The following is an 18,662-nucleotide window of genomic DNA, read 5'->3' on the forward strand; positions in this document are numbered from 1 at the left end:
CACTGTCCTCTCCCTCACTGCTGTCCCTCGCTCTGTCTGAGTCACTGCTGCTCCCAGGACCGGAACGCCCGCAGATGGTCGGGCGTGACCACGACGTCCAGCCGCTCGTCGTCCGGGTCGGCGCCGCCGAGCGCGGCGAGCAGCCGCCGGGCGGGTACGTTGCGCGGTGTGCGCTCGGCCGACAACCGGACCTTGGCGCAGCCCAGTTCCTCGGCACGGTCGGCGAGCCACCCCAGCAGGCGCTCCTCGACGCCCCGGCCGAGCGCGCGGCAGCTCATCATCCAGGCGAGTACGTCGAGTTGGCCGGCCTCGGCCCGGAAGGCGAGCAGCGCGATCTGGCCGTAGTCGCCGAACCGGTCCCGGGCCGCCGCCGTCCACACCTCGCCGCGCTCGCGCCACCGGTCGAGGTCGCCGCCGTCGGCGGAGCGGGCGCGCAGGGTGAACTGGTTGGTACGGCGTACGAGTTGCTCCGCCCGCTGGACGTCGCCCTCGACCAGGGCCCGGATGTCGACCTTCAGCTCCAGCTGGGCCAGGAACTCCTCGAACCCGCCCTGCTCGCGAACCGCCTCCCGCTCGCGCTCCTGCTCGTAGAACCGGGCCCGCAGCGCGTCCTCGGCGGTCACCGCCGCCGGGACCAGCGGCCACAACCGGGCCAGGAACGCGTCGAGTTCGGGGGCGGGCGGGCAGGTCACCGAGAGCACCTGCGGCAGCGCCGCGCGCATCTTGGCGATCTCGGCCGGGTTGTCGTCGAGGAACAGGAAGCTGTCCACGCCGAGGTTGAGCGTGCGCGCCGCCTCGGCGATCCGGGCCGGCTTGGGGCCCCAGGCGGCGGAGAGCACGCTGAAGTGCTCGGCCTTCAGGAGGCTGTCCGGGCGGTCCAGGACGGCCCGGACGGTGGCCTCGTCGTTGTTGCTGACCAGGGCCAGCAGGGCACCCGCCTGCCGCCACTGCAGCAGCCTGCGCGCGAGCAGCGCCCGCGGCCCGGTGAGGTCCACCGCCTCCGGTCCGGCCTCCCCCGCCACGCCGCCCCACAGGGTCTCGTCGCCGTCGACGGCGATCACCTTGGGCGCGGGGCGCCGCACGGTTCGTACCACCTCGGCCAGCGTCAGGGCCACGGCCGCCTGGAAGGCCGGGGTGAAGGGCAGGTGGGCCAGCCGTTCGGTGCGCGCGTCGAAGAGGTCGGCGACGGCGTGGTACCGGGTCCAGTCGTCGGGGCCGAGGACCGCGATGCCGGGCGCTTCGGCCAGTTCGGCGGTAATCCCGCGTTCCCACTCGGTGAACCGCTCCGCCTCGCGGGCGGCCGGCAGGAAGCCGACGAGCAGCGGCTTTCCGGTCCGTTCGGCCAAGGTCCGCAGCGCGGCCGGGTAGGCGGTGCGCAGCTCGGCCAGCAGCGCGTCGTCGACCGGGCCGAAGCGTTCCAGGTCGGCCGCGCGCAGCAGCACCGCGCCGACCGTCGTGGCCGGGTCGGCGAAGACGCCGGACGGGTCCTGGAGGGCGGCGAGCACCTGGTGGTACGGCGCCTCGGCGACGCTCACGCCGTCCGCCCCGCCCTGGTTCAGTGCCGCCTCGCACAGCAGCGGCAGGTTGCCGAGGGCGAAGGTCGCGGCGAGGGCGAGGCTGGAGCGCCGTACCTCGACGGGCGCCTCGGCGACCGGGGTGCGGGACGCTTGAAGTGCCACCGCCGTGGCGTCCTCGGCCGTCTCGGCGAGCAGCCGCAGGAACTCCTCCCCCAGTGCGGTGGCGGTGTCCGCGTCCAGGATGTCGAGGTTGTGGTCGAGCCGGAGCGTTCCGGCGTCCGGGGTCATGGTGACCATCAGGTCGAGGTCGGAGTAGCCGATCCCGGCGGGCAGCACCTCCAGGGTGTTCAACCGGCCCGAGAAACGGACGAAGTTGAAGTACACCTCGACGAGCGGCGCGTTCGACCGGTGCAGCCCCTGCTTGGCCAGGGTGGCCAGGACGTCCGAGAACATGGCGCCCTTCGCGAGGATCCGCTCCAGGCGGCCGTCGGTGCGGCGCAGCACCTCCTCGACCGTCTCGCCCGCGGCGGCCTGCGCCGGGAACGGCACGGGCACCCCGAAGAAGCCCACCGCGCCGAACGCGTCGGCGTGGATACGGGTGTCCACGGGCACGGCGAGCGCGAACCGCTCGCGCTCCCGCTTCCTGGCCAGCAGCACGGTCAGGGTGCCGAGGCAGAAGGCGGCCGGGGTGACGGCGAGCCGGCTCGCGGCCGCCGAGACCCGCCGCATCAGCCCCTCGGGCAGGGCGACGGTGACGCTGCCCGCCCGGTACGAGCGGGTCTCGGGGCGCGGCCGGGCGAGGGTCAGGTCCAGGCGTTCGCAGCCGTGGAAGCTCTCGCGCCACTCGGCGTCGGCTCCCTCGCCGCCTTCCTGGGCCTCGATCAGCAGGTGGACGTCCCGATTGGTGACGGTGGCGTCGAGCGGGGTGCCGGACAGTTCGGCGTCGATCTCCCCGGCGACGAGCAGCAGGGACTGCAGGTCGCTCACCGCGTGGTGCGCGCCGAAGACCAGGATCTGGCCGCGCGGCCCGGCGTCGAGCAGTTCGAACCGCCACAGTGACGGGCTCGTCAGGTCGAACGGCGGCTCCAGCAGCAGGCGCAGCCGGTCGGCCGCGTCCGGTTCGGCGTCGGCCGTCCAGCGCAGCAGAGGCCGGGGCGGTTCCCGGTCCACGCGCAGCTGCCGCCGGCCCTCGTCCCCGGTCACGATCGCCGTACGCAGGGCCGCGTGCCGGGCGGCGAGCCGGTCGAGGACGGCGGTGAGGGTCTCGCGGGTGGTCGGCTCGGTGAGCCGGACGGCGAGGCCGACGCCGTGGGCCGCGTCGGGCATGCCCGGCTGGGCACTGCGCAGCAGCCGTACGACGTCCCGGGTGACCGGCAGCAGCTCGGTCGCGGGTACCTCCGCCGCGGGCTCCGCCCGCTCCGGCCGCACCGCTACGTCCCGTTCGGGCAGGACCGCGCCCAGCGCGCGGGCGAGGCCGCGGATGTCGGCGGCGGAGAACACGTCGGCGGCCGGGAGTTCGACGCCCAACTCGCGGGCGAAGGCGTTGCGCAGCCGGACCAGCATCAGGGAGTCGAGGCCCAGTTCCTTCAGGGCCGTGGTCGCGAACACGTCCACGGCGCCGCCGGAGACCTCGCCGACCCGGGCACGTACGTACGCCTCCAGCCACTCGGCGCGGTCCTCGTCCGTGGTCGCGGCGAACACCTTCTTGACCAGGTCGTCGGTGTCCGCGCCGCCGGTCGGCAGGGTGATCAGGTCGCCCAGGATCGGGCGGCTGCGCACGGCGTCCGGGTCGAGGGCGAGCAGGTCCCAGTCGAGGGCGACGGGCGCGAGCTGGCGGCGGGCGGTGGTCAGTACCCGCTCGAACAGCTCGCCGCCGTCCTGCGGGGAGAAGGCGACCAGTCCGGTGCGGCTGGTCTCGGCGGCCCTGGTGCCGGACTCGGCGACCATACCGACCCCGGCCCAGGCGCCCCAGTCCAGGCTGAGCGCCCGCCGCTCGGTGCGGGAGAGGTGGTGGGCCCAGGCGTCGAGGAAGGCGTTGGCCGCCGAGTACGGGCTCTGTCCGGCCGAGCCGAGCAGACCGGCCACCGAGGCGAACAGCACCAGGTTCCGCGCCTGAGGGACCAGTTCGGTGAGCAGGGCGGTGCCCAGCACCTTGGGGCCGAGGACGCGCAGGACGCGTTCGTCGGTCAGGTTCGCGACGGTGGCGTCGTCGAGGACACCGGCCGCGTGCACCACCGTGGTGATCGGGCCCGCCGTGTGACGTACGGCGTCCAGGGCGGCCGTGAGACCGGCGCGGTCGGCGACGTCGGCGCGGGCGAGGTGCACGGTGACGCCGCGCTCCTCAAGTCCGCGGATCCAGGCGGCGGCGTCCGCGTCGGGCGTGCCGCGGCTCATCAGGGCCAGGGTGCGGGCACCGCGGCGCACGAGGCGTTCGGCGACGACCCGGCCGAGGCCGCCGAGGCCACCGGTGATCAGGTGCACGCCGTCGGTGTGGACGGGCTCGGTGTCGTCCGGGCGGGTGCGGGCCAGGCGGGGCACCAGCCGGCCCGACTCGCGCAGGGCGACCAGGCGTTCGTCGTCCGCGTGCCACAGCTGCGTCCACAGCTCCTCGCCGCCGCCGCTCGGCGGCAGGTCGATCAGCGTGGTGGCAAGCTCGGGGTGCTCCTGCGCGACGGCGAGTCCGAAGCCCCAGGCGAGCGCCTGCTCAGGGTGGACGACCCGGGCGCTGTCACCGGCGGCCTGGCTGCCGCGGACGACCACGAACAGCCGGGGCGAGCGGCCCCTCGGGCGCTCGGCCAGGGCCCGCACCAGGTGCAGGGTGCTCAGGCAGCCCAGCCGGGCCGCCTCCTCGGCCGTCCGGGTGTCGCCGATGGCCGGGGCGTCGAGCGCGGACAGCTGAACCACCCGCTCGGGCAGCGCGTCCGGGTAGGCCTCGTCCAGCAGACGGGCCAGCTGCGCCGGATCGGCCGGGTCGAGGACGTACCGGCCGGGCCCCTCGACGCCGTACGTCCCGCCCCTGCGCGCGATCACGCACGGCGCCGACTCGGCCAAGCGGCGGGTGAGTTCGTCGCCGACCCCGGTCTCGTCGGCGAGGATCAGCCAGCTGCCCCCGTCGGGCGGCTCCGCGGCCTCGGGGCGCGGCTGCCAGCGGGTCTCGAACAGCGCGCCGTCCAGCGGGGACAGCGCGGCCAGCCGGAACTCCCGCATCTCCAGGACGAGTTGCTCGTCCTCGTCCCACAGCCGCAGGTCCAGGGTGGCGGTGTCGCCGTCGACGGACCGCAGGGCGCAGGTCACCCAGGCCGGCGTGGAGCGCAGCCCGGTGAAGCGCACCTGTGCGGCGCCCGCGGGCACGAACGCCCGTCCCTCGGGGGCGCTTGCGGGCAGCGCGGCGGCGTGGAAGGCCGCGTCCAGGACGGCGGGGTGCAGGAGATGACCGGCGGCGGGCCTGGCGGCGAGTCGGCCGACCGCCGCGGAATCCGCGCGGTGCCCCTCCTCCAGGCCCCGGAAGAACGGGCCGTACTCGATGCCGAGGGCGGCGAGCCCCGCGTACACCGAGGGCACGTCGACCCGCTCGGCGCACCGCTCGCGCAGCGCGGCGAGGCCCTCGCCCCGCCCGGCGTCGGGCTCGTTCTCGTGCTCGTTCTCGTCGGTGACGGCGATCCGGCCGGTGGCGTGCTGCTCCCAGCGCTCACCGGCGGGGGCGGAGGCGATGGTGAAGTCCCGGAAGCCGTTCTCGGCGGGCCGCAGGACCAGTTGGAGGCGCACGGGCCGGTCCTCGGTCAGCCGCAGCGGCCGGACGAAGGCGATGTCGGCCAGGCGCGCCCCGGCGCCGTCGGCCAGTGTGGACGCGGCCTCGATGACCATGTCGAGGAAGGCGGCACCCGGCAGCCACACCTCACCGGTGACCTGATGGTCGGTCAGGTAGGCGAAGCGGGCGTCGCGCAGGTCGATCTCGCTCTGGAAGATGTCCTTGTCCGGCTCGTCGCTGGCCTCGACATGGGTGCCGAGGAGCGGGGAGGTGCCGGTAGCGGTCTGCTGGACGGGGGCGAGCCAGTGGCGTTCGCGGGCGAAGGCGTAGGTGGGCAGGTCGAGCCTGCGGCCCCGCGGGAACAGCGCCGTCCAGTCGGGCGTGTACCCGGCTGTGTACAACTCGCCCAGCCTGCCCGGCAGTACGTCCTGTCCGTCGCGCTGCCTGCGCAGCGAGCCGACACCGACCGCGTCGATGCCGGCCTCGGCCGCCACCGCCTCGACGGACGAGAGGAGCGAGGGGTGCGGGCTCAGCTCGACGAAGTAGCGGTAGCCGTCGTCCAGCATCCGCCGGACGGTGTCCGCGAAGCGGACCGGCTGCCCGAGGTTGGCGAACCAGTACGCGGCGTCCAGCCGGTCCCCGGCGACGGGTTCGGCCAGCACCGACGAGTACAGCGGGGTGGGCGTGGCGGTGCCCCGGACGCCACGGAAGCGGTCGAGGAGTTCGTCGCGGAGCGGGTCCATGAGCGGGGTGTGCGAGGCGAACGGTGTCGACAGGACGCGGGCGGGGGTGCCCCGCCCGTCGAGGAGCTCCCGCAGCTCGGCCAGCGCCTCGGACTCGCCGGAAACGGCGGTGGCCCGGGCGCTGTTGACGGCCCCGACGAACAGCCGCCCGGCGTACGGTTCGAGCAGCCGCTCGACCTGCGCGCGCGGCAGTTCCACGGACAGCATGCCGCCCCGGCCGACCAGCGGCACGACCGCCTGGGCGCGTCCGGTCACCACGGTCACGGCCTCGTCCAGGGTGAGGGCGCCCGCGCTGTAGGCGGCGGCGATCTCGCCGAGGCTGTGTCCGACGACCGCGTCCGGGGTGACGCCGAGCTCGCGCCAGGCGGCGGCGAGGGAGGCGTTGATCGCGAACAGGACGGGCTGGAGGTACTCCGTGCGGTCGAGCGGGGAGAACTCCTCCGGTGCGCGCAGCACGTTGAGCACCGACCAGCCGGCGTGCCGCTGGACGGCCTCGTCGATCCGCGTCAGCTCCTGCCGGAAGGCCTCCGAGTGGGACATCAGCTCCAGGCCCATGCCGGTCCACTGGCCGCCGTGCCCGGCGAACACGAAGGCCACCTTGCCGGACTGCTCCTCGCGGGGCGGGGTCAGCGGCTTGCGCCCGTTGCCCAGCACCTTGAGGGAGGTGAGGAGTTCGTCCCGGTCGCCCGCCAGGACCGCCGTGCGCCACTCGAAGTGGCTGCGGTGGCGGGCCAGGGTGTGGGCGAGGTCCGGGAAGGGGGTCTCGGCGGTCACGTGGTGGGCCAGTCGGGCCGCCTGACCGCGCAGGGCACTCTCGCTGCGCCCGGACAGGACGAACAGCCGCTTGCCCGGCGGGAGTTCCCGCGGCGATTCGGTCGCGACGGGCGGGGGCGCCTCCTCGACGATCACATGGGCGTTGGTGCCGCTGATCCCGAAGGCGCTGACCCCGGCGCGCCGGACCCGCTCCCCCGAGGACGGCCAGTCCACGTCCTCCTGGAGCAGCCGCAGCCCGCTGTCCTGCCACTCGACGTGCCGGCTGGGCGTACCGGCGTGCAGGGTGCGCGGCAGGGTCCGGTGCCGCAGCGACTGGACGACCTTGATCAGCCCGGCCACGCCCGAAGCCGCCTGCACATGCCCGATGTTGGACTTGAGGGAACCCAGATACAGGGGGCGGTCCTGGGGGCGCGAGTCGGCGAAGACCTCGGACAGCGCGTTCGCCTCGATCGGGTCGCCCAGCGTCGTACCGGTGCCGTGGGCCTCCACGTAGTCGATGTCGCCGGGCCGGAGTCCTGACACCTCCAGCGCCCGGCGGATCACCTGCTCCTGGGCCGGGCCGTTCGGCGCGGACAGCCCCTGGCTGCGGCCGTCCTGGTTGACGGCCGTGCCGCGCAGCACGGCGAGCACCTCGTCGCCGTCGCGGCGCGCGTCACCGAGTCGCTTCAGTACGAGCATGCCGGCGCCCTCGGCCCAGATCGCGCCGTCGGCGTCGTCGGAGAAGGAGCGGCAGCGGCCGGTCGGGGACAGTCCGCGCAGCCGGCTGAACTCGACGAAGGTCTGCGGCGTCACCATCAGCGTCACACCGCCGGCCAGCGCCAGGTCGCACTCGCCGGAGCGCAGCGCCTGCGTGGCCAGGTGGGTGGCGACGAGCGACGACGAGCAGGCCGTGTCCACGGTCATCGCCGGTCCGTGCAGCCCCAGCGCGTAGGCGAGGCGCCCCGAGGCCACGCTCAACGCCGAGCCCGTACCCACGTATCCGTCGAGCTGGTCGAGCCGGGAGCCGGACAGGTAGTCGCTGCCGAACATGCCGACGTACACGCCGGTGGTGCTGCCCGCCAGCCGCGCGGGCACGATCGCGGCGCGCTCCAGCGCCTCCCAGGCCGTCTCCAGGAGCAGCCGCTGCTGCGGGTCCATGGCGGCGGCCTCCTTAGGGGTGATGCCGAAGAAGCCCGCGTCGAAGGACTCGATGTCGTCGAGGAAGCCGCCCTCACGGGCGTAGGACTTGCCGGGGGCGTCCGGGTCGGGGTCGTACAGCGACTCCACGTCCCAGCGGTCCGCCGGGAACGGGCCGACCGCGTCCCGGCCCTCGGCGACCAGGCGCCACAGGCCCTCCGGGTCGTCGGCCCCGCCGGGCAGCCGGCAGGCCATGGCGACCACGGCGATGGGCTCGTCGGTCGCGGCGGTGCTCGTGGCGGCCGGGGCGGGGGCGGCCTGCCGCGTCGGGCGGCCGTCCGTCGTGAGGACGTGGGTCAGGAGGTAGCCGGCCAGCCGGTCCACGGTGGGGTGGTCGAAGAGGAGGGTGGCGGGGAGCCGGGCTCCGATGCGGGTGCCGATGCGGTTGCGGAGCTCGACCGCGGTCACCGAGTCCATGCCGAGGTCGCGCAGCGGCTGGTCGGGGCGGACGGACTCGGCCGAGCGCAGGCCGAGAGCGCGGGAGACCTCGTCGCGCACCAACGCCCGGACGCGGTCGGTGCGTTCGGCCTCGGGCAGCCGGGCCAGGCGGTCGGCCAGGCCCCGGCCGTCGGCGCCGTCCCGGCCGGGGCGGGGCGCGGGCAGCAGGGAGCGCCACAGCGCGGTGTCGGCCGCGCCGCCGTCGCGCAGACGGGGCAGGTCCAGGGCCCAGGCGACCAGGTGCGGGGCGCCGCGCCGCAGGGACAGCGCCACCAGGTCGCGGCCCTGGTCGGCGGTGAGGGGGCGGTGGCCGAGGCGGGCCATGCGGTCGAGGTCGGCGTGGGCGGCGGCGAGGCCCTCGCCCGCCCAGGCGCCGAAGGAGACGGAGACGCCGGGCAGGCCCAGCGCCCTGCGGTGGTGGGCCAGTTGGTCCAGGAAGACGTTGGCCGCGGCGTAGTTGCCCTGGCCCGCGTTGCCGACGACACCGGCGGCCGAGGAGACCAGCAGGAACAGGTCGAGGGGCGCGTCCGCGGTGAGCCGGTGCAGATGGGCGGCGCCGTCCAGCTTCGGCCCCAGCACCCGCGCGAGGCGCTCGGACGTGAGCTCCGCGACCACCCCGTCGTCCAGGACACCGGCGCAGTGCACGACACCCCGCAGCGGCACCGCGTCATCGACCATGGCAAGCACGTCGGCCAGGGCCGACGCGTCGGCGACGTCGCAGGCCGCCACCTCGACCTCGGTGCCCAGCGCGGCCAGTTCGGCGGCGAACTCGGCGGACCGGGGATCGTCCGGGCCCTGACGTGAGGTCAGGAGCAGTCGAGGGACGCCGTGTTCCGCGAGCAGCCGGGCGATCTGCCGGCCCACGGCACCCAGTCCACCGGTGATCAGGACCGTGCCGTCGGCGGGAACCAGGGTGGGGGTGCCGGCCAGGTCGAGGACCACGGGCCCGGCGAAGGCGGCGCGGCGGCGCAGCGCCTCGCGCGCGGCGGTGACGGGGAGGACACGGGGGTTGTCGGCGACGGCCGCGGTGAACGGCATCTCGTCGGCGAGCACCGTGACCCGTGCCGCGTCGACCGTCGCCTCGGAACCGGGCGCGGTGTCGGCGGTGGCGGCCACCCGCAGGCCGGGGGCGAGCCCCTCGACGTCGGCCGCGACCTCGGTGAGCACACCGGCGCACACCGTGCCGGCCGTGGCGTCGCCGTCGGGCGCCGGGAGCGCGAGGGCGTGCACCTGGATCCGGACCTGTCCGGGGGCCAGGGGCCGACGCTCGGCGGTCCTGAGGACGGGCTCGGTCGCGGACAGCTCGTAGTGGTCGCCGGACGGGACGCGCAGCGTGTCCGCGGGCCGGGCACGGATCAGCCGCGGAGCGAGCAACGCACCGGATCGCAGGGCGAGTTCGGGTTCGTCGGCGTGACCGACGGCGGCGGCCGGCACCCCCGCGCCGTCGGAGTCGTCGAGGTCGAGCAGGGTCAGCCCGAGGTCCGGGTGCTCGGCGCGGGCGCTGCGCGCCAGGCCCCACAGCACCGACTGTGCCAGGCCGGGCACCGTGTCCCCGCTGGCGGCGGCCACGGCGCCCCGGGTCACCCAGACGGTCCGTGCGGGCGTCTGTTCGGCGGGCAGGGCGATCAGGGTGTGCAGCTCGTCCAGCGCGGCGACCGCCAACTCCCGGGCCGATGCGGCGGGTTCGGCGTCCAGTGACGGACGGGGCCAGAACCGCAGGACGACGTCGGCACCCGCCCCCTTCTCCGTCCCGTTCTCGGCCTCGCTCTCCGCCACGTCAAGGCCACGCAGGGCCGCCTCGACCCGCGGGTCCGTCCGGTCGCCGACGACCGCCCACCGAGTGCCGGGAGCGGCGGCGGGCTCCTGCGTCACGGCCGTCCACGCCACCTCGTACAGGTGCCGCCCGTTCTCCGAGCCGGCGTCGAGGTCGGCCGGGTCGGCGGCCCGCAGACGTACGCCCTCCAGGCGCCCGGCGGGGAGCCCGTCGGTGTCCCACAGGGTCACGTCCAGCGTGAGGTCCGTGGCGGACCGGCCGGTGCGCCGCACCGACGCGATCAGGTCCGCGGCGCCGCCGGGCGGCAGGACACAGCGGCCCACCGCGACGGGCAGCAGCACCCGGCCACCGTCGGCGGCGCCCCCTTCGAGGGCCGCGGCCACGTGCAACGCGGCGTCCAGCAGGGCCGGGTGGACCGGGTACGGGTCGGTCACGTCGTGGGCCACGGACGGCAGCGACAGGCGGGCCAGCAGGGCGCCGTCGCCGGTCACGACCGCCGAGCGCACCCCCTGGAAGGCGGGGCCGTAGCCCAGGCCGAGCGCGGTGAGCCGCTCGTACGTCCCGGGGTTCCAGGCCTCTTCGGCCGTCTCCGGCCACACGGGCGGCTGCCCCGCCGCGATCGGCGTGGACTCGGCGGCGGACGCGGTGGCGTGCAGGGCCCAGCCGTCGGCGCCCCGGCCGCGCGGCCGGCTGTGCACGGTGATCTCCGGTACGGGACCGGCGGTGACGACCTCGACGGACACCTCGACCGTGCCGGCGGCCGGCAGCACGAGGGGGCTGAGCAGAAGCAGGTCGGTGACGTCGGCGGGGGTGTCCGGGCGGGCCACGTCGAGGGCGGCGCGGCACAGCTCCATCAGGGTGGTGCCGGAGACCACGGTGCGGCCGAACACGGCGTGGTCGGGCAGCCAATCGGCGGTGGCCGGGGACCACTCGCCCCGGAAGGTCCAGCGGGTCTCGTCCGCCGACTGGAGCTGGATGCCGAGGAACGGGTGCGCGGCACGGTCGAACAGGCCGGGTCCGCCGGTGCCGGAATCGGGCTCGGTCCAGTGGCGCTGCAGGTCCCAGGCGTACGTCGGCAGCTCCACCGGAGCGGTGCCGGCGACCAGGCGGCGCCAGTCGATGTCCCGGCCGTGGACGTGGAGTTCGGCGGCGGCGCGGTCCAGGCAGGCGGGGCCGTCCTCGTCGCGGCGCAGCGAGCCGACCGCGAGCAGGTCGTTTCCGGCGTCCTCGCCGATGGTGCGCACGGCGGTGAGCAGGGAGGGGTGGGGGGAGAGTTCGACGAAGTGGCGGTAGCCGTCGGCCGCCATGCGCTCCACGGTCGGCGCGAAGCGTACGGTCTCGCGGAGGTTGGTGTACCAGTAGTCGGCCGCCAGCTCCGTGGTGACCGGTTCGCCGGTGACGGTGGAGTACCAGGCGACGGACGTCGGGCAGGTGACGACGCCGTCGAGGTCGTCGAGGATCGTCGTACGGACCGGTTCGACGCGGTCGCTGTGGGAGGCGTAGTCGACGTCGAGGCGGCGGACGAAGACCTGGCGTGCTTCGAGGTCGGCGAGCACGGTCTCCAGGGGCGCCACGGCACCGGCGATCACCGTGGACCGGCCGCTGTTCACCGCCGCGACAAAGACGCCTTCGGGGAGCAGTGCCTCGACCTCGGTGTGGGGCAGGGCGACGACGCCCATGGTGCCGGTGCCGGACACCTCGGTCAGGGCCTGGCTGCGCAGGGCGACCACGGCGGCCGCGTCGTTGAGGCTGAGCGCCCCGGCGACACAGGCGGCGGCGACCTCGCCCTGGCTGTGCCCGATCACGGCGTCCGGGCGCACGCCGCGGGCCCGCCACACGGCCGCCAGGGACACCATCACGGCGAACAGCACCGGCTGGACGACGTCCACCCGGTCGAGGGACGGGGCGCCGGCGTCACCACGCAGCACCGCCGTCACCGACCACTCGGTGAAGGGGCGCAGGGCGGCGTCGCAGCGGTCGAGTTCGTCGGCGAACACCGGGTCCCGGTCGAGCAGGTCACGGGCCATGCCGGACCACTGGGCACCCTGCCCGGGGAACACGAACGCCACCTTGCCCGCGGGGAGGGTCTCCTGGGGGCCGACGGTGCGGTCGCGGTCCGGCTCTCCCCCCGCGAGTTCACGCAGGGCGGTGACCAACTCCTCGCGGTCGGCGGCCTGGACGACGGCGCGCTGCTCGAAGTGGGTGCGGTGGTGGGCGAGCGAGCCGGCCAGGGCGGGCAGCGGCAGGTCCGGCCGCGCTTCGAGCGCCGCGAGGAGCCGTCCGGCCTGTCCCCGGAGGGCGGGGAGGCTGCGGGCGGAGAGCGGGAAGAGGGTCGCCCGGGGCGAATCCCCGGCGGGGCTCGTACGAGGCGATCCCTCGGTGGGGCTCGTACGGGAGGATTCCCCGGCGACGTCCGTCGGCGACGGCTCCCCCGCATCGTTCTCCCGGATCGGCTCGGTCGGCGCCTCCTCCAGCACCACGTGGGCGTTGGTGCCGCTGATGCCGAACGCGCTCACGCCGGCCCGCCGTACCCGGTCCGGGTCCCGCGGCCACGCCTGCGCGGAGTCCGCGACGCGCAGACCGCTGTCCGTCCAGTCGATGTGCTCGGTGAGGGTCTCGACGTGCAGGGAGGCCGGTATCCGCTCGTGGCCGAGGGCCAGCACCGTCTTGATGACGCCGCCGATGCCCGCCGCGGCCTGGGTGTGACCGATGTTGGACTTCAGGGAGCCGATCCCGAGCGGCCGCTCGGCGGGCCGTCCCGGCCCGAACACGTTGGCCAGCGCGCGGCCCTCGATCGGGTCGCCGAGGCGGGTGCCCGTGCCGTGCGTCTCCACGTAGTCCAGGTCGTCCGGACGCAGCCCGGCGGCGTCGAGGGCGGCGCGCAGCACCCGTTCCTGCGCCGGGCCGTTGGGAGCGCTCAGCCCCTGGCTGCGGCCGTCCTGGTTGATCGCCGAGCCCTTGACGACGGCCAACACCCGGTCGCCGTCGCGGCGGGCGTCCGCGAGCCGCTTGAGCAGGACCAGGCCGCAGCCCTCGGCCCACACCACACCGTCGGCGTCGGCCGAGAACGGGCTGCACCGCCCGGACGGCGACAGCCCGCGCAGCCGGCTGAACTCGACGTGTCCGCGCGGCGTGACGAGCAGCGTCGCGCCGCCCGCCAGCGCGAGGTCGCACTCGCCGCTCGCCAGCGCCCGCGCCGCCAGGTGCAGCGCGACCAGGGAGGACGAGCAGGCGGTGTCGACGGTCACGGCCGGACCCTGGAGGCCGAGGGTGTAGGCGATGCGCCCGGAGGCGACGCTGGCGGCCGAGCCGGTGCCGACGTGTCCGTCGAGTTGGCCGAGCGAGGCCGCGGCGAGGTATCCGCTGTCGTACAGGCCGATGTAGACGCCCGTGGAACTGCCGTTCAGCGTCCCGGGGACGATCCCGGCGCGTTCGAACGTCTCCCACGTGGTCTGCAGCAGGAGCCGCTGCTGCGGGTCCATCGCGGCCGCCTCGCGCGGGGAGATCCCGAAGAAGGAGGCGTCGAAGCGGTCGATGGTGTCGAGGAAGCCGCCGCGCAGGGTGTAGGCCTTGCCGGTGGCCTCCGGGTCGGGGTCGTGCAGCCCGTGGGTGTCCCAACGGCCCGCGGGCACCTCGCGGACGGCGTCCTCGCCCGCGGCCAGCAGCCGCCACAGCGCCTCGGGGTCCTCGGCGCCGCCGGGGAACCGACAGGCCATGGAGATGATCGCCACGTCGTCGTCCGGCCGGACCGTGCCGCGCTCCGGCGCGGAGGCCGTCGGTGCCGTCGGGGCGGGCCGTTCGTCCAGGACCGCTTCGGAGATCGCCGCGATCGTGGGGTGGTTGAAGACCAGGGACGGTTCGAGCGTCCGGCCGATCCGCTCGGACAGCTCGGCGGCGAGCGTCACCAACTGGCGTGATCCGATGCCGAATTCGGCGATCGGGCGGCCCGGGTCGACGGCCGTCGGGTCGATCCCGGCCGCCTCGGCGACGGCCGATGTCAGCCAGGCCCGTATGTCCTCGGGGGTCACCGGGGACGGCTCGGGGGACTGCTTCGGGGACTCGTTCGCAGGCATCGGGGCAGGTGTCCTCGTGAACTCGGGCTCAGGCGGATTCCGTACGGCGGCGCGCGGTACGGCGAAGGCGAAGGCGGCGTACGGGCAGCACGGACCGCCGTACGCGGAACCAAAGGGGAAGGCGCGACGGGCCGCACCCCGCCGGCGCGCTGGTGGCGCGCCGGCGGCGGGCGGTCATCCGGCGACGGACGCGCCGATCGGGGAGAGGATCCCGTCGAGGTACGCCGCCCGGGTGGCGCGGCGCTGGATCTTCCCGCTGGACGTCTTCGGGATGGTGCCGGGGTGGACCAGCACGACGTCGCGGACCGACAGCACGTGGGACTCGCCGATCGCGCTGCGGATCAGATCGGTGATCTTCTCGGAGTCACCGGCCGCGTCGGGCGCCACCTCGGCGACCACGACGACCTGTTCGCCCTCCACACCCGAGTCCACGGAGAACGCGGCGGTGCAGCCGGGCCGCAGGGCCGGGTGGGACAGTTCGGCGGACAGCTCCAGGTCCTGCGGGTAGTGGTTGCGGCCGTCGATGACGATCAGGTCCTTCAGCCGGCCGGTGACGAACAGCTCGCCGCCGCGCAGGAATCCGAGGTCGCCGGTGCGCAGGAAGCGGCCCTCGTGACCGGTGAGCGTGGCGCGGAACGTCTCGCGGGTGGCGAGGGCGTTGCGCCAGTAGCCCTTGGCGACGCTCTCGCCGCCGACCCAGATCTCGCCGACCTCGCCCTCGGGCACTTCCTCCTGCCGCTCGGGGTCGGCGATCGCCACGGTCGTGCCGGGGCCGGGGCGGCCGGAACTCACGGCGGCCGCGTCCGCCTCGCCCGCGTGCGGGCCGGTCGCGGCGGCTTCCAGCAGGGTCGGCGGGGTGTCCACCGTGCCGCCGGTGACCATCAGCGTGGCCTCGGCCAGGCCGTAGCAGGGGTAGAGGGCCTCGCGGCGGAAACCGGCCTCGCCGAAGGTCTCGGCGAAGCGGCGCAGGGTTGCCGCGCGGACGGGTTCGGCGCCGTTGAAGGCGACCTTCCAGCTGCTCAGGTCGAGGCCGTCGAGCAGGTCCGGGCCGGCGTGCTTGAGGCACAGCTCGTAGGCGAAGTTGGGGCCGCCGCTGGTGTGCGGGCGGTAGCGGCTGACGGCGGTCAGCCAGCGGGCCGGCTGCTGGAGGAAGTGCAGCGGCGAGAAGAGGGTGGCCGTGGCGCCGAGGTAGACGGTGTTGAGGACCGGCCCGATGAGGCCCATGTCGTGGTACACGGGCAGCCAGCTGACGAACATCTCGTGGTCGTACGCGGCCAGCGTGTCCGGGGTGTGGCCCATCCGCTCCGTGATGACCCGCTCGTTGTCCAGCAGGTTCCCGTGGGTGACCATCACGCCGCGCGGGGCGGAGGTGGAGCCGGAGGTGTACTGGAGGAAGGCGACGGAGTCGGCGGTGAGATCGGGTTCGCGCCAGGCGGCGGCCGTCTCGTCGGGGATGTCCTCGGTGGCGACGCGGGCGATCCCGTCGAGTTCGGGCAGGTGCTCCGCCATGGCGTCGAGGGCGGCGATCACGTCGCGGCCGCCCAGTATGACCTTGGCGTCCGCGTCGGCGATCAGGCGCTTCATCCGGGTCAGGGCGCGGTGGTTCTGCGCCCGGCCCTGCGGGGGCACGCCCGGGACGGCGACGACTCCGGCGGACAGGCAGCCCAGGTAGCCGCAGATGAAGTCCAGGCCGGGCGGGTACAGCAGCATGGCGCGGGAGCCGGCCAGGCCGCGTTCCTGCAGCCAGGCGGCGACGGCCCGGGAGCGGACGGCGAGACGGGCGTAGGTGAGCGACTGGGTCTGTGCGTCGCTGTCGCCGGTGACGAGGTAGCGGTAGGCGGTCCGATCAGGGTGGTTCGAGGCGTGCGTGGTCAGTAAGTCGACCAGGGAACGTGCCATGTGACGAGTCTCACCTGTCTGAATAGGTGGGCGAGGAAACCGAGTTCGAGGGTCGCGGCTCGTGTGCGCGTGCGTGTCGTGTCCAACCCGGCCCCCTTGCCCGGCTGTTCGACACGGCTCCCCGTCATGGACGTCGCGCGTCCGGCGACTCCACGTGCTCCCCCGCCGCAGCTTGCTACCGACAAGTAACACCATAGCAAGCCTGATTGATCGAAATGCCGAACGCATGTAAACGCTGCGTGTCCGAAAAGCGACCCGATCTGACGGCCCGTGACAGCCGGATGAACAGGGTGGGTGGATCATTCCCTCACCGGCGCGCGCCGCCGTGCCGCGCCCGCGGTGCCGGCCCCTGCCGCGCGCGGCACGGCCACCCTCGCGGCATGCGGAGGACTACCCCAAATGCCCGATCCGTGAATCAGTCCTATCGTTCTGTTATGGAGCACGCACTGAGTCCCGCGATCCTCGCCGAGCTGCGCCGCCCCCGTCCCTATCCCGCGGTGTCCGTGCTGACGCCCACGCACCGACGTGAGCCGGAGAACACCCAGGATCCGGTCCGGCTGCGCAATGTCGTGGCGGAGGCCAAGAAGCAGCTGGAGGCCGATCCCTCGGTCACCCGGGAGCGACGCGTCGACGTCGCCGACCAGCTCGACAGGGCCCTCACCGAGGTGGACCTGGCGCACGCCGAGGACGGCCTGGTGATCTTCGCCGCGCCGGGCGAGCACCAGGTGTGGTCCCTGCCCCGTTCCGTGCCCGAGCGCGTGGTGCTGTCGGACACCTTCCTGACCCGCAACCTGGTCTCCGCGCAGGCCGCCGAGCGACCGTTCTGGGCGCTCTCGGTCTCCGCCGACCACGTCACCCTGTGGAACGGCGGTCCCGAGCGGGTCACCGAGGCGCGTGTCGGCGGCTTCCCGCGGGCCCGCAGCCGTACGAATTTCGACGCGGAGCGCCGGATGCAGATCGGCGACAACCCGAGCACGTTCCGCGACGAGGACACCCGGCACTTCCTGCGCGAGGCGGACACGGCGCTCGCGGCGGTCCTGCGCGACGACCCGCGGCCGCTGTACGTCACCGGTGAGCAGGCCGCCCTGTCCGCGCTGGACGAGGTCGGCAGCGTCGTCCGGGACGCCGTGCACGTCCCGCACGGCGGTCTGGCGAACGGCACCCCCGAGGCCGTGTGGCAGGCCCTGCGGCCGCCGCTCGACGAGGAGGCCCGCAGGGACACCGCCACCGTGGCCCGCGAGCTGGACTCGGCCCGGGGCCGCAAGACGTTCGCCGCCGGCCTGGACGAGGTCTGGCAGAACGCCCGCGAGGGCCGGGTCCGGCTGCTCGCCGTCGAGGAGAACTACCGGATGACGGTCCGCGACGACGGCGACCACCTGATTCCGGCCGTGAGCGGCGACCTCGACGCCCGCGAGGACATCGTCGACGAGATCGTCGAGCAGTGCCTGGAGACCGGCGCCGCCGTGCGCTTCGTACCCGACGGCACCCTGGACGACGCGCGCGGGATCGCGGGGGTGCTGCGCTACTGAGAACGCCCCTTCCGGTCGGCGTACGCTACGGCGTGATCGTCGACCGGGAGGGAGTGCGCGGGTGGGTGACCTGCTGGGCGTCGCGGTACTGGGTGCCGGACACATGGGCGCGGACCACATACGACGTATCGATCGCGTGGTGAACGGTGCCAGGGTCGCGGCGGTGGCCGATCCCGATGCCGCACGCGCCGAGGAGGCGGTCGCGGGTCTGGACGGGGTCTCGGTGCACACGGAGGCGGTGTCCGCGCTCGACGCGCCCGGTGTCGAGGCCGTCCTGATCGCCTCGCCCGGTCCCGCGCACGAGGAGGCCCTGCTCGCCGCGTTCACGCGCGGGCTGCCGGTGCTGTGCGAGAAGCCCATGGTGCCGGACTCCACGGGCGCGCTGCGGGTGGTGGAGGCAGAGGCCCGGCTGGGACGGCGGCTGGCGCAGATCGGGTTCATGCGCCGCTACGACGCCGAGTACCGGCGTCTGAAGGCCCTGCTGGACGGCGGCGCGCTGGGGCGGCCGCTGATGTTGCACTGCACCCACCGCAACGTCTCCTCGCCGCCCGACTTCACCAGCGCCATGCTGGTCAACAGCTCCGTCGCGCACGAGATCGACGCGGCCCGCTGGCTGCTCGGGCAGGAGCTGACCGCCGTGACCGTGCTGCGTCCGGCGTCCTCGGGGGGCGCCCCGGCGGGGCTGATCGACCCGCAGTTCGTGCTGTTCGAGACCGAGCGGGGCGCCCTGGTGGACGTGGAGGTGTTCGTCAACTGCGGCTTCGGCTACCAGGTCCGGTGCGAGGCCGTCTGCGAGGCAGGCAGCGCCCGGATCGGCGAGGAGCACACCATGGTGGTGACCGCGCGGGGCAGTGCGCGCGAGGAGGTCGCGCAGGACTACCTCGTCCGGTTCGCCGACGCCTACGACCGCGAGGTGCAGGCCTGGGTCGACGCCACCCGGCAGGGCCGCGTCACCGGGCCGGGCGCCTGGGACGGCTACGCGGCGTCGGTG

Annotated in this window: 4 protein-coding genes; 2 read left to right on the top strand and 2 right to left on the bottom strand. The window is 74.7% G+C overall.

The genetic code is table 11. The features are described from left to right. Positions 1-41: 41 nt before the first annotated feature. Together ACWGKT_RS23175 and ACWGKT_RS23180 are read right to left on the bottom strand one after the other, a co-directional pair. Positions 42-14,243, bottom strand: coding sequence for an SDR family NAD(P)-dependent oxidoreductase (locus tag ACWGKT_RS23175; RefSeq protein WP_453275177.1), 14,202 nt, complete (start codon positions 14,241-14,243; stop codon positions 42-44). Between the two features lie 174 nt (positions 14,244-14,417). Further along, entirely contained in the window at positions 14,418-16,142 is a 1,725-nt protein-coding gene (locus ACWGKT_RS23180; RefSeq protein ID WP_453275178.1) for a fatty acyl-AMP ligase, read from the bottom strand. A gap of 434 nt (positions 16,143-16,576) precedes the next feature. Here ACWGKT_RS23180 and ACWGKT_RS23185 point away from each other — a divergent pair, with 434 nt between their 5' ends. Further along, positions 16,577-17,671: a baeRF3 domain-containing protein gene (locus tag ACWGKT_RS23185; protein ID WP_453275179.1), complete on the top strand. Its 1,095-nt coding sequence runs from the start codon at positions 16,577-16,579 to the stop codon at positions 17,669-17,671. A 61-nt stretch (positions 17,672-17,732) separates the two neighbouring features. After that, positions 17,733-18,662 (top strand): Gfo/Idh/MocA family protein (locus ACWGKT_RS23190; protein ID WP_453275180.1); only part of this gene is annotated, 930 nt, incomplete at its 3' end.

The organism is Streptomyces sp. NPDC054794 (assembly GCF_053611585.1).